Origin of the sequence: Pseudoalteromonas sp. EB27 (assembly GCF_001974875.1) — a bacterium.
In the GTDB taxonomy this organism is placed as follows: Bacteria; Pseudomonadota; Gammaproteobacteria; order Enterobacterales; family Alteromonadaceae; genus Pseudoalteromonas.
In genome coordinates this window covers 247,796-261,032 of sequence record NZ_MTQD01000003.1, presented here as the reverse complement: position 1 = coordinate 261,032, position 13,237 = coordinate 247,796, and the positions used below count along the sequence as shown (strand labels likewise).

Genomic DNA, 13,237 nt, shown 5'->3' with positions numbered 1-13,237 from the left:
TTAAATAATACACATTTAAACTATGTGTGTTATTTTAAATTAATGCATTTTATTGGAGCAAACGTAATGAAAAATATACTTATTGTTGCAGCGCTAGCACTACTTACAGCCTGTACACAAACCCCAGATTGGGATTACGATAAATCAGCTAACTTTAGTAATTTTAAAACATTTGCTTGGGTAGAAAACGCCAGCCTAACTAAAGACACAAATAACTATCAAATAAATGGCCTAATGGAAAAGCGTGTTCGCACTGCCGTAAACGCAGAGCTGAGCCAAACATTAGGTATGAGCTTAGTTGATGCAGCACAAGCTGATGTGCTTGTTAATTATCATGCATCGGTAGACAAAGAGCTTGAAGTAGATACATTTAATGTAAACTACCGCCCGCATTGGGGTTATTGGGGTACTGGTTTTCAACGTGATACAACCGCGCGTGAATACGAAGTGGGTACGTTGATTATTGATATTGTAGATCGTGAATCTAACCAGCTTGTATGGCGCGGTGCGAAAGAAGGTCGATTAAAGAAAAATCAATCGCCAGAACAACGTGAAGCATCAATTAATAAAACAGTCAGCGAAATTTTAAGTAACTTCCCGCCGCAAAAGCAGCTGTAAGTTAAAATTAGTTTTTAAAAAGCTCACAGCATGTGAGCTTTTTTGTGGGTGTGTATTTTTGGAACTTTTAAAATAAAGTAATTACGAGCTACGCCCGTCACGCCAGCAAGCTGCACGTCTACAAAAACACCGCGTCAAACTTTACCCGTAGGCGCTAGCTTGCTTGCGCGAGAAGCGGTAGCTTCTAATTACTTGCCCTTATGTACTTATTTTCACTCTAAATTACGAGCTACGCTCGTCACGTCAGCAAGCTGCACGTCTACAAAAAACACCGCGTCAAACTTTACCCATAGGCGCTAGCTTGCTTGCGCGAGAAGCGGTAGCTTCTAATTACTTATTTTTATAGCGCCATATTTAATCCTAAATTACGAGCTACGCTCGTCACTTCAGCAAGCTGATCGTCTACAAAAACACTATATTAAACTTTACCTGTAGGCGCTAAGCTTGCTTGCGCGAGAAGCGATAGCTTCTAATTACTTTGATAGCGCTATATTTAATCCTAAATTACGAGCTGCGCTCGTCACGTCAGCAAGCTGCACGTCTACAAAAAACACCGCGTTAAATTTACGATTTATACTTATGCAGTAACTCAAGCGGTATATGGCAATAGTCATCAGGATGATTAGTTAAGCGGTCTTGATGCTCAGGATCGCTTGGCACGTAGTTAGTTAGCAGCTCTAATCCTACCACAATTTTATCAGCATCACTTCGCTGGCTTATATAATTGCTAGCAACCTCTAAATGATCTTGGCTTTTGCTATAGATGGCAGTGCGATATTTGGGGCCTACGTCATCCCCTTGTTTATTAATGCTGTATGGGTCAATAATTTCAAAAAAGTAGTCATACAGCTTATTTAGGCTAACGACTTTTGGGTCAAAAATTACCTTTACGCATTCGGCATAACCATCGTATTCGCCGTTAGTGGTTTTGCTTGTACCATTAGCGCGCCCTGCTTCAGTACTTATTACGCCTGGTAAGTGCTTTAAAAATTCTTGTACGCCCCACAGGCAGCCACCAGCAAAGTAAATAGTATTTTGTTGTGTCGTATCCATTATAAATGTTACTCAATAAATAAAGTGTAAATGGTTATCAAATGCAGTTATTAACAAATTAATGTACAATCGCGCACAAAATGACTGCAGTTACATTTAGTTATTTTATCATGCTCAAATATAAGCTTTGAAATTAATTGTAACCGCAGCTACAAATAAAAAATGATGAGAAACACATGAATCGCACACCACACATTATAATACCTGCAATATTATGCAGTGTTACTGCATTTGCTAATGCTAATACGCTATCTGATGAGTCGGCAATCGAAAAAATAACAGTTGAGGCATCGCCCACTGCAAACACATTACCTGTAGGTACATTTGACTCTCCAGTATCTAATTTAGAGTATGACCCACGTGTTGATTTACAATCACGTAATATGGCTGAAGCGCAAGCCGATGTAACTATACGCGGTGGTATTTTTGAAAACACCGGCTTTAGGATTGGTAGTGCTACTTTACTTGACCCACAGTCTGGGCATTATTTTGCTGAAATTCCTATTGCACCGCAAATGCTTACCGGCCCTTATATTTTAACAGGCGCAGACAACGCGCTTAATGGGGCTAATAGCTCTGTAGGCACTGTATCGTTTGGCTGGAAACCAATTAGCACGGGCGGCAGTGTATCGGTAGGTACTGGCACAAACGATTTTAACTTACAAAGCTTACATGCAGGTGTAAGTATGCCCCTTGAAGGCGCAAAGGATTGGAAGCTTGGTTTTGAAGGCGAGATTTCTCACTCACAAAGCGATGGCACTATTGATAACGGCGATCACGACTTTACGCGTGCATCGGGTCGCGTTCAATTAGCTAGCGCTGATTCTCAAACAGATTTATTTTTTGGCTCACAAGATAAGTTTTTTGGTTGGCCAAATTTGTACACTCCATTTGGCGTTAACGAAACAGAAGAGCTAGAAACTCGCTTATTAATGCTAAACCATAAGCAAAATTATGCACAGGATAGTAATTTTGAAGTGTCGGCTTATTACCGCACACACGACGATCATTATATTTACTCTCGCGAAAATCCAAGCGCTTTTGAAGCGTTTCACAAAAGTGAAGTTAAGTCGTTAGCGCTATCGGGGCATCATGCTCAAAGCGATGTATTTGCTGTAAATTATTCAGCACAGTTTATTGACGACTCAATTGAATCGACCACGCTTGAAAACAACTTTACCTCTCGTAAGTATTATAAATTAAGCGTATTGCCTGAATACAAAATGGCGCTTGAGGGTAACAAACAACTTACATTTCGTTTAGGTGCTGCGTTTGACGATACAAATAGAGACGACTCTGAACTGTCACTTATTGGTGATATAACGCTTAATACACATAACAGTAAAGGTTTTGAGCGCACGTTTTATTTATCGTACGCAGAGGCAAGCCAAGTAGCAGGCTATACCGCCATTGGCGGAAGTGATTCAGGCGGGTTATTTAGAAGTAATTACACCCTTGAGCGCGAAACGACTAAAAGCCTAGAGCTAGGTTTATTAGTTGATGAGCAAACTTGGCAACTTAATTCGGCTATTTTTTATCGCAAAGATGACAACTTAACCGATTGGACGTTTAATTTTGATTCAAGCTCAGCGCGCTTTGCAAACCCTGTAGATATAAATACGACGGGCATTGAGTTCTTAGCAACTAAACACTTTGAAACAACCGAAATTGTAGCGAGTTACACCTACCTTCATAAATTAGAAAATTACGGTGCGGCAGATATTGACGCTAGTTTTTACGCATTAAACTTTCCTGATCACCGCCTAACACTCGGCGCAGTTTGGAATCCTACTGATATTTTGCAGTTTAGAATAGATAACGAGTGGCGCAAACAGCACGAAAATGCGCTGCGCGGTAGTGACGACGATGCTTTATTTACGCATTTAACGTTAAAAATTACGCCGCCAATGCTAAAAAACTTATTTATTACTTTAGCAGCAGATAACCTCTGGGGTGAATCGTTTGAAGAGATACCAGGTACACCAGGGCGAGGTGAGCAATATACGTTAAGCGCAACGTATAGTTGGTAACCATTAACGTAAGCAAGCTTCACGTCTACAAAACAACCACAAACCTACACTTTGGTGGTAGACGAAGAGCTTGCTCACGTGAAAAGCGCAGCTTTTAGTTACTTAAAATAATTCTCAGTAATAGATAAATGTAAATAGATGTGTATTAAAAACGAAAATTAAGTTAGCTCTTCAAGCTCTGTAATAAGCGCTAGAGCTTGTGCATTTGTTGACCCGCACACATCAAGCGTAGCGCTAAAATCACTACATACTTTAGGTCGGCTTGAATCACCAAATAACTTACATAAATTACGTTCGTCCAGTTGAATACAGCGCTCTCCGGCCTTTTTACCATTTGGCATACCTGGAATAGGCGAACTAATACTTGGCGCAATACAACATGCACCGCAGCCTAGCCTGCAACTCATCGATTCGGTTTTCATAATATCCTCTGAATAAAACACACTTACTTTAATTCCTTTTTAGGAACGTAATTAGCCGCATGTTGAGTTGTAATGTACATATGTAATGCTTTGTTACATCTTAAAACGCCTTGTAAACACTTTATTGCGTATTATTGCTCTGTCACCATCAATTATGAAGGAATGCCTTGTGGCTACTAAAAAACAAATAATACTCCCAATTGCTGTTTTAGCAGGCGGCATTGCGTTAGCTTTCGCCTTTACGGCAATGAAAAAACCACCGGAAGAAAAGCCAGAGCAAGATTTACGCCCTTTAGTTGCAACACAAAGCATACTTTTAGATTCTATAACGCTTGATGTTAAATCGTACGGCATTGTTAAACCAAAGGACCGTACCGAGCTGATAGCACAAGTTAGTGGGCAAGTTATTTCGGTATCAGATCAATTTGTTGAAGGCGCGTTTGTAAAGCAAGGCGATATTTTAGCACGAATTGATGCAAATGATTACGAGGCAGACTTTATTGAAGCGCAAGCAGGTTTAGCACAAGCAAGCTCAGCACTTGAAATAGAACGCGCACAAGCACACGTAGCAAAAGCTGAATGGGAGCGTATTAAATCGGACTCAAGCGAAGCTATTGCCTCAGAACTTTATTTACGTAAACCACAACTGGCCGAAAAATTAGCGCGTTACCGCTCTGCTCAAGCAAGTGTTAAACGTGCTAGCCGCAATCTTGAACGTACTTATATTAAAGCCCCTTATGATGCCATTATTAATGAGCGCACAATTAGCTTAGGCTCCGTGGTAAACCCAGGTAATAGTTTTGGTGCATTAAGTGCAACCTCAGTTGCAGAGGTACGTTTACCAGTTGCCGACCAAGAACTGCAATATTTAAAAAACGGCGGCGTAGGCTCAAATGTTACATTTAACGCAGAATACGCGGGTAAGCAAACAATGTGGCAAGCTAAAGTAATTCGCACCGAAGGTGTGGTTGATCAAACAAGCCGTATGAGCTATTTAGTTGCACAACTTGCAACTCCATACGGCGATAAAACACGCCCTCTTCGTTTTGGTTCATATATTAACGCTACCATTGAAGGTCGCCCGCTTGATAACGCAATTATTGTTGCGCACCATTTGGTTAAAGATAATAAAATTGTGATTTTAAACGACGATTTAACATTATCATTTAAAACTCTCAATATTATACGCGAACAAAACGGCATGATTATAGCCAGCCAAGGGTTAAAAAATGGCGAGCAAATTGTTACCTCAGCGCTTGAGTATCCAACTGAAGGTATGGCAGTAAAAGTTGAAGATATTGCGCCTGATAAAACTGATGTAACTCAACTTGCGCTGAAAGAGGAATAATCATGAACACTCGTGAAACAGGGTTAATAGCATGGTTTGCCCGAAATCCCGTTGCTGCCAACCTACTAATGATATTTATATTAGTAGGCGGTATTTTAATGGCGATGACTATTCGCAAACAAATGTTCCCACAGTTTGAAAGTAACTGGATAAGCGTACAAGCGGTTTACCCAGGGGCTGCCCCGCAAGAAGTTGAAGAAGGCATAACCATAAAAGTTGAAGAAAACCTCGAAGGTATTGAAGGCATTAAACGCCTAATTACGTACTCTAACCGTGGTTTTTCACAAGCGTGGATTGAAATAGAAGAGCAATACAATCCACAAGAAGTACTTGATGAAATTAAAGTACAAGTTGATTCAATAAACACCTTTCCTGCGGGGATGGAGCGCCCTGTTGTTCGCCGCGATAAATTTGAGCAAGAAGTAATGATACTTGCTCTTTATGGCGACATGAGTAACTACCAGTTAAAAGAGCTTGGCAACGATATAAAAGACGAGCTGCAAGCACTGCCTCACGTTAACCTTGTTAATTTTAACGGCGGTTTAGAGTACGAAATTGGTATAGAAGTCAGCCCTGATAAACTGCGTGAATATGGCTTAACATTTAGAGATATTGCAGGCGCTGTACAAAGTTTTTCGGCCAATATGTCGGCGGGGCAAATACGCTCTGAAAACGGTTATATTTCAATGCGTGTTGAAAAACAAGCCTACCGTGGTTTTGAGTTTGAAAAACTCCCCCTTATTACCCTTGCTGATGGCGCACAAATTTACTTAGGCGATGTAGCAACCATTAACGATGGCTTTGAAGAAGGCTTACAGTATTCAAAATATAATGGTAAAAATTCACTCTCGTTTGAAGTTAACGCATCAAAAGATCAAGATATTACCGATGTAGCAAAAGTTCTTAAAAGCTACATGGCAGCCAAAGAGCCGCTTTTACCAGCAGGTGTCAAGCTCTCCCCTATTGTTGATTTAACTTACTACCTTGAAGGTCGACTTGATATGATGGTCGATAACATGATTTGGGGTGGCTTGTTAGTAATGATAGTGCTGGCACTATTTTTACCGCTACGCTTGGCATTTTGGGTAATGATGGGTTTACCGGTGTCTTTTCTGGGCGCCTTTTTGTTTATGCCCATTGGCTTTTTAGACGTAACAATTAATTTAGCCTCTCTTTTTGCCTTTATACTTGTGCTCGGGATTGTAGTGGATGACGCCATAGTTGTGGGCGAATCAGCCAGCGCCGAAATTGAAAAATACGGCCATACACTTGATAACGTTGTACGCGGTGTAAAACGTGTTGCGATGCCAGCAACCTTTGGTGTACTAACTACCATTGCTGCATTTTTACCACAAACACTCGCAACCGGGCCTGGCGCTGCTTTTTCTAAGGCAATTGGTGGCGTTATTATTTTATGTTTGATTTTTTCACTCATTGAATCAAAACTTATTTTACCTGCGCATATTGCAGCAATGAACCCGCGTAAACCAAACCCTAAAAACCTACTACATCGCTTACGTATGGTGATTGATAGTGGTTTAAAAGGCTTTGTGAATAACTACTACCTTCCTTTTGTTGGCCGCTGTATTCACTATCGCTATACCGTAATTGTTGGCTTTATGTGTTTGCTTATTGTAAGCGCAGGTATGTTTGCAGGTGGTTTAGTTAAGTTTGTACCAAACCCTAAAATACCGCACGACTTTCCGCGTATTGATATAGAAATGAACCTTGCTTCATCTGAGCAAGCAACGCTTGAAACCGCACGTAAAATTGAAAGCGTGTTGTTAAAGGTCGATCAGCAACTACAAGAGCAATACGGTAAACCGATGATCCGCGATTTATCGGTAAGCCTGCGTGGACGAACTGAAGCAAATATTATGGCTATTTTGGTAGAGCCTGACTTACGCCCTATCGACACCTTTGCCCTAAGTGCATTATGGCGTGAGCAAATGCCCGCTTTACCAGGCATTAAAACCATGACCATTCAAGACAGTATAATGAATGGCGGTCGAGATGATGGCGACGTTAGCTTTAAACTTGAAGGCAAAAATGCTGACGAGCTAAAAGAAGTGGCTGGTAAATTAAAAGCCAAATTACAAACAATGGAAGGCGTTGGCGACGTAAACGATTCAATGCAAAGCGCTACCGACGAAGTACAACTTGATTTAAAACCACTGGCTTATAGCATGGGATTAACGCTTGCTGATGTCGCATCGCAAGTAAGCTTTAGTTACTACGGCTTAGAAGCGCAGCGAATATTGCGTGAAGGCGAAGAAATTAAAGTCATGATCCGCTATCCAGAAGACGAACGTAACTCAATAAGTGACATAGCAAGTGTGCGTATTATTACGCCTACAGGCGCTGAAGTACCGCTAAGTGAAGTAGCCGAAGTTAAGCTGGTTGACGGTGTAAACCGTATTCGCCGCGAAAACTCTAAACGTACTGTAAACGTATGGGCTGCGGTAAATACCGACCAAGCCGAACCATTTGCGATTGCAGAAGAAATTCGTGATGAATACTTACCAACATTACTTAAAAGCTACCCTGGCGTTACAAGTGATGTAGCTGGGCGCATTCAAGAAGAGATGGATAGCGCTTCAGAGCAGCTTCGTGATTTTGGTATATCAATGATGATTATATTTGCCTTGTTAGCCATTCCGCTTCGATCATACTCGCAGCCACTTATTATAATGTCGGTTATTCCGTTTGGTGTAGTTGGCGCGATGTTTGGGCATATGATTTTAGGCATGACCATGAGTAGCTTATCGATGTTTGGCATAATTGCTGTAGCGGGTGTGGTCGTAAATGATTCCCTCGTAATGGTTGATTTTGTAAACAAAGCACGCGCTGAAGGTGTTTCGATTAAGGATGCTGTAATGCAAGCCGGTGCTCGTCGCTTTAGAGCGATATTACTTACCTCAATCACTACCTTTATTGGTGTAATGCCAATTATTTTTGAAACGAGTTTACAAGCTAAAATTGTTATCCCAATGGCTGTATCACTTGCTTTTGGTGTGTTATTTGCCACAGTAATTACACTGATACTTATACCGTGCCAGTATGTTGCACTAGAAGATGCTAAACGATTAGTACGTAAAATGCGTGGCAAGCCACCACTAGTAGATGCCCAACCAGCGCCTACTCACAGCTAAATTAAGTAACATCCCAACCAAAAAAGCTCGGCATATTATGTCGAGCTTTTTATTTTAAGCTTAAAAATAATACTCAACTATTTGCCAAGTCTTTACCTTACTGATAATTTAACTCTATAAATATAACCCTCAAAAGGAATAATAATGGGTACACTTCAACTTATTTTATTTATTGTATTTGCTGTACTAACCACAATTGGCTACAAAAAGAATAACCGCAACTTAATGCTATTAGGCGCCGTTGCAATATCGTTTGCGTTTGTAGGTTTAGAGTTTTTGCTGGGTATTGACCAAGGCCTATCAGGCATTAATTAATCAAAAAATTTTAGCTTGAAAATTAAAGGGACTTTAATGCGCTTATACATACTGATTATTTCTTTAGTTATTTTTTTAAGCGGGTGCCAGAGCTATATTGCTTATCAAATAACTAAGCCTCCGGAGAAATTTGGCTCTACAATATATCAAAACTCTATTTTTGCGTCTGGAACACAAATCCAATACTGTGATAGTGAAGATAATTGCCTCGATTTTAGGTTTATTTCACCTAAGGATATCGAAAGCTACCTACTAGATGGCAATACACTTTCGTTAAGTTTCATTGTTGGAGGAAGCACTGAAGATGATGTTTTTGAATACCAATTTACTTCAGATAATTTACCAAGTAATTCAAGTAGCGGACTTTTAATTATCTTTCCAGGATATGGCGTAGACAGTTTGATTTACACCATGCAAGCAAGATGGCTTAGTCATATTACGGGAAAAAATGTGATAGTGATGCCCGCTAGTAATCAATACGATAAGTTTAGATTTGGTTTAAACTCTCTTGATGTGTTAATCAATTATGTAAATAAAGAAAACTACACTGATATCTCCTTAATTAGTTACTCAATGGGCGCAATTGCGGGAGTTGAGTTGGCATCTAAGCTGAACATTAGTAAGCATATACTTTATGCCCCAATGATTAATTTTGAGGCCGCACTAAACACAATTGCTAACTTATCACACCCTATTTATAGCAAACTATTAGGCGATGATTATATAAATGAAGTTGCCGTTAAGATAATTGAAAAAAGTGAAGTACCTCTTACTAAACTCGCTATATTAAGTAATCTAAATAAGACCCCTCATGCTAGGCAAACTTACATCTTTTCAAGTAATGCAGACAAAGTGAGTCCATATAATGGGTTGCTTACTCTTAATAATCCAAAAGTGAGTATTTATGAGGTAAAAGATTTAAATCACATCAAAATGGTTTCTTTAATATCCAAACAACAAAGGAATGTGCTCCTTTCCTTGCTTGACGGATAGCTTTGGCAACAGTCCTAATAATTGAGAGAAAATATTGCTCGTTTTTTATTCCTAATACGTTATGGTATTTAAATAACAGATAACATAATAAAATTAAGGAACAGCCATGAATAAATCTCCCTCTGATCACATTCCTCAAGAAGCCTTTGATTGGTATGACGAATACGCCCACGGTTTAATGGACCGTCGTACTTTTATGAAAAAACTCGGGGGGCTTGCTGCACTTGGTTTTTCAATGGCTGTACTTACATCAGCATTATTACCTAATTACGCGCTGGCTGAACAAGTGTCGTTTAACGATGACGATATAACGGCAACGTACGAAGAATTCGATTCGCCAAACGGGCACGGTAAAGGCAAGGGTTACTTAGCAACCCCTAAAAACATAGAAGGTAAACTTCCTGTTGTACTTGTGGTACACGAAAACCGTGGATTAAACCCATACGTAAAGGATGTAGCAAGACGCTTAGCTAAGGTAGGTTTTATTGCATTTGCACCCGATGCGCTCTTTCCACTGGGTGGCTACCCTGGTAACGATGATGAAGGACGCGCTATGCAAAAAACCATGGATCGCGCTAAAATTCAAAACGATTTTGTAGCCGCAGCACACTTTTTAAAATCGCATGCTAACAGTAACGGTAAACTCGGCGCTGTGGGCTTTTGTTTTGGTGGCTACATTGTTAATTATTTAGCAGCTGTAGATAGTAATTTAATCAGCGCAGGAGTGCCTTTTTACGGCACTCCTGCCAGTGAAAGTTTACGTAAAAACATTAAAGCTCCATTAATGATTCAATTAGGCGAGCTAGATAAACGTGTAAACGCGTCGTGGCCACAGTACGAACAAGATTTAAAAGCTAATAACGTTGAATACACTATGCATATGTATAAAGGGGCAAATCATGGGTTTCATAACGACTCTACAGGTCGTTATGATAAAGACAATGCCGAGCTTGCATGGCAACGTACCGTTGAGTTTTTTAATAAAAAGCTAAGTTAAACTAAGTTAGCGATTAAAAAATAATGCCACCAGCTCTAAGCTGGTGGCATTATTAAAAATACTTGGTTTTTTATCAACTTTAAACTTTTTTACTACGCATAACTAATAACGACAACAAAACGAGTAAATAAATACTCAAAGAGCCTCCGCTGATAGAGCCATCTTTATTTTCGACTTTTACGATTTTCTCTTCTTTAACACGTGTTTTAAACCTTGCTAGTTCTGCATCTAAATTAGTACTCATATCGCTAACCGCTAGATTAAAACCTTCAGCCGACTTTTCAGATAACGTTTCATCAATACCTATTGCTGTTGTTCTTTTTTCAAGCTTACTTATACCAGGTGCTCTAAATAGCATTTTTCTACTTTTAATATCAAAACCAGCTGTATCCACAAAGGTTTGGATTGTATTTTCATTACCTGGAATAACGTACATACCCACTATTGTCCAATAAAGTAAGGCTGCATTATTTTCATAAGATTGCGTAATTTGATCATATGAAACCAGTGCCATTACATCTACATCGTAAAGTCGCCCTACTTGCTCGAGTGTTGCAAAACCTTCACCACCCTTTAAATAGGTGCTTGGTATAACTTCAATGCGGTCAATGTAATCATATTGAAGAAATGACTTTTTTACTTTTTCGAGTAATTCGACTTGGTTTTGGGTCTCTAGCCCGTCTGGCTGCCAGTTTTTAGACGGTACAAATGCAATTCCGACGGTAACAGGGAGTTTTAAAACAGGTATTTCAGGTTTATAGGTAGCACGGCTTTGTTGATCAGGATATAAAAAATCCATTAAGCTACTAGATTGTGTATTTTTACCTGTATTGTTACTCATAAACGAGCTACAAGAAGCAAGTAAGGCCGCCATCAAAATGATTATATATTTATTAAATTTCATATTTATTCCTTTTTATTTTTAATTTAATTCAGTTACGTGCCAAAGCTCACCCGATGGTCCCCATAAGTAAATAACGCTACCCCAAGGTTCTTGTTTTATACCCTCAAAGCGGATGTCAAAACCGTTTAGGTTACTAATGAGTTCGTATGCTTCATCTATATTTAACACACAAAGTTGCAGCATTAAGTTTTCAGCAAACGTTTTATTATAATAACGCTGTAAAAAGAACGTACATTCGCCAAAGGTACACACACATAAATCATTTGAGGCATCTTCAATCTTAAATCCAAGCGTTTTATAAAAGCGCTGAGATTGCTCATAGCTTTTACAGGGAATAAAAACTCTAATATCATCAACTTGCATAACTCTTCCTAAATTAGCTCAGTACGCTTTTATCAATAATTCCTTTATTTACCAACTGCTGCAAAATAGCTTGGGATTTTGCTCTGCATGCATCACGTAGTAAACGCACAGCAGGGGTTATTGACTGCCTACTTGGGCAAATAAGCCAAAGTTCACCATTAACATGTTGATAATTTGGCATTACGGTAACCACCCTGTCGTTAAGCAAATCGTCGGCTATATCAAGTGCCGATTTTACAGCTAAGCCCTTACCCGCAACGCACCAGCGCCTTACTAAATCGCCGTCGTTTGAGGCGCGCCTGCCACCCATTTTAACTTTATATTTTGACTCACCATCACTGAATTCCCACGTATTATTTATAATATCCTGCAACTGATAAAACAAACCTTGATGCGACGCTAGATCATCAGGATGCACGGGAGTCCCGTTTTGTAAGAGGTATTCGTCAGTTGCACATAATAAGCGTGGTACGTTACAAATTTTAAAACCATAAACACTTGCATCATTAGGCGAGCCATAACGAAGTGCTATATCAACTGAGTCACGATAAAAGTCGATATTACTATCACTTATATGTGTTCGTAGGCTTAACTTAGGATAACTATCCATGAGTTCATCAATCCATGGGATCACTAAATTGCGCCCCAAGTCAGATGAAAGTGCAACACGTAACTCCCCTTCGATTTCCTCATGTTCACCTTTAAGGTTTTGCTTTGCAAGTTCAAGTACTGCTAAAGCCTGCTCACATTGTGGTATGTAGCGCTCCCCAGCAGCCGATAACCTTAAATGACGTGTTGTACGAACAAATAGTTCACTACCAAGCGCAGACTCAACACGCTTAATAGCAGCGCTTGCCGTGGCTGTTCGCATATCTAATTTAGCAGCTGCAAGCGTAATGCTTCTAAACTCAGCGACTTTTAAAATAAGTTTTAAATCTTCTATATTCATATTATCTATTTATATTTGATAATGATTCAATGATTATGCGATTTATTTAATGCAAAGCAAGCTGTATTATTTATACATAAAGTAAATGACGAA

Annotated in this window: 12 protein-coding genes; 7 read left to right on the top strand and 5 right to left on the bottom strand. The window is 39.6% G+C overall.

Annotated elements, in window-relative coordinates; translation table 11 throughout:
• The first annotated feature begins 66 nt into the window (after nucleotides 1-66).
• Nucleotides 67-618 (top strand): DUF4136 domain-containing protein, encoded by a 552-nt coding sequence (locus BW142_RS05435; protein WP_076924166.1) that lies wholly within the window; start codon nucleotides 67-69, stop codon nucleotides 616-618.
• 564 nt (nucleotides 619-1,182) lie between these two features.
• Here the strand turns inward: BW142_RS05435 and BW142_RS05430 are convergent.
• Entirely contained in the window at nucleotides 1,183-1,671 is a 489-nt protein-coding gene (locus BW142_RS05430; protein ID WP_076924165.1) for a peptide-methionine (S)-S-oxide reductase, read from the bottom strand.
• 176 nt (nucleotides 1,672-1,847) lie between these two features.
• Between BW142_RS05430 and BW142_RS05425 the strand changes: the two genes are divergently transcribed.
• A complete protein-coding gene (locus tag BW142_RS05425) occupies nucleotides 1,848-3,701 on the top strand; it encodes a TonB-dependent receptor (RefSeq protein ID WP_076924164.1) in 1,854 nt (617 codons plus the stop codon).
• Nucleotides 3,702-3,859: 158 nt separating this feature from the next.
• On the opposite strand, the gene BW142_RS05420 is transcribed toward BW142_RS05425, so the two are convergent.
• Nucleotides 3,860-4,123, bottom strand: coding sequence for a YkgJ family cysteine cluster protein (locus BW142_RS05420; RefSeq protein WP_007581895.1), 264 nt, complete (start codon nucleotides 4,121-4,123; stop codon nucleotides 3,860-3,862).
• A 169-nt stretch (nucleotides 4,124-4,292) separates the two neighbouring features.
• On the opposite strand from BW142_RS05420, the gene BW142_RS05415 reads away from it, so the two are divergent.
• The 5 genes from BW142_RS05415 (at nucleotide 4,293) to BW142_RS05400 (ending at nucleotide 10,928) form a co-directional block, all read left to right on the top strand.
• A complete protein-coding gene (locus BW142_RS05415) occupies nucleotides 4,293-5,471 on the top strand; it encodes an efflux RND transporter periplasmic adaptor subunit (RefSeq protein ID WP_076924163.1) in 1,179 nt (392 codons plus the stop codon).
• Between the two features lie 2 nt (nucleotides 5,472-5,473).
• The gene (locus BW142_RS05410; RefSeq protein ID WP_076924162.1) at nucleotides 5,474-8,623 is read left to right on the top strand and encodes an efflux RND transporter permease subunit; all 3,150 of its coding nucleotides are present in this window, start codon (nucleotides 5,474-5,476) and stop codon (nucleotides 8,621-8,623) included.
• 144 nt (nucleotides 8,624-8,767) lie between these two features.
• Nucleotides 8,768-8,938: a hypothetical protein gene (locus BW142_RS20705; protein ID WP_171972311.1), complete on the top strand. Its 171-nt coding sequence runs from the start codon at nucleotides 8,768-8,770 to the stop codon at nucleotides 8,936-8,938.
• Nucleotides 8,939-8,974: 36 nt separating this feature from the next.
• Complete coding sequence (locus tag BW142_RS05405; RefSeq protein ID WP_076924161.1) at nucleotides 8,975-9,931, top strand: alpha/beta hydrolase; 957 nt, start codon at nucleotides 8,975-8,977, stop codon at nucleotides 9,929-9,931.
• A 106-nt stretch (nucleotides 9,932-10,037) separates the two neighbouring features.
• The gene (locus BW142_RS05400) at nucleotides 10,038-10,928 is read left to right on the top strand and encodes a dienelactone hydrolase family protein (RefSeq protein ID WP_076924160.1); all 891 of its coding nucleotides are present in this window, start codon (nucleotides 10,038-10,040) and stop codon (nucleotides 10,926-10,928) included.
• 79 nt (nucleotides 10,929-11,007) lie between these two features.
• Here BW142_RS05400 and rhlP read toward each other — a convergent pair whose 3' ends face one another.
• From rhlP to BW142_RS05385, 3 genes are read right to left on the bottom strand one after another with little or no spacing between them, the layout of a single operon-like run.
• Nucleotides 11,008-11,832 carry a rhombotarget lipoprotein gene (rhlP, locus tag BW142_RS05395; protein WP_076924159.1) on the bottom strand — a complete coding sequence of 275 codons (825 nt, stop codon included), beginning with the start codon at nucleotides 11,830-11,832 and terminating at the stop codon, nucleotides 11,008-11,010.
• 18 nt (nucleotides 11,833-11,850) lie between these two features.
• Complete coding sequence (locus BW142_RS05390; protein WP_076924158.1) at nucleotides 11,851-12,195, bottom strand: lactoylglutathione lyase; 345 nt, start codon at nucleotides 12,193-12,195, stop codon at nucleotides 11,851-11,853.
• Between the two features lie 13 nt (nucleotides 12,196-12,208).
• A complete protein-coding gene (locus BW142_RS05385; RefSeq protein WP_076924157.1) occupies nucleotides 12,209-13,144 on the bottom strand; it encodes a LysR family transcriptional regulator in 936 nt (311 codons plus the stop codon).
• Nucleotides 13,145-13,237 lie beyond the last annotated feature (93 nt).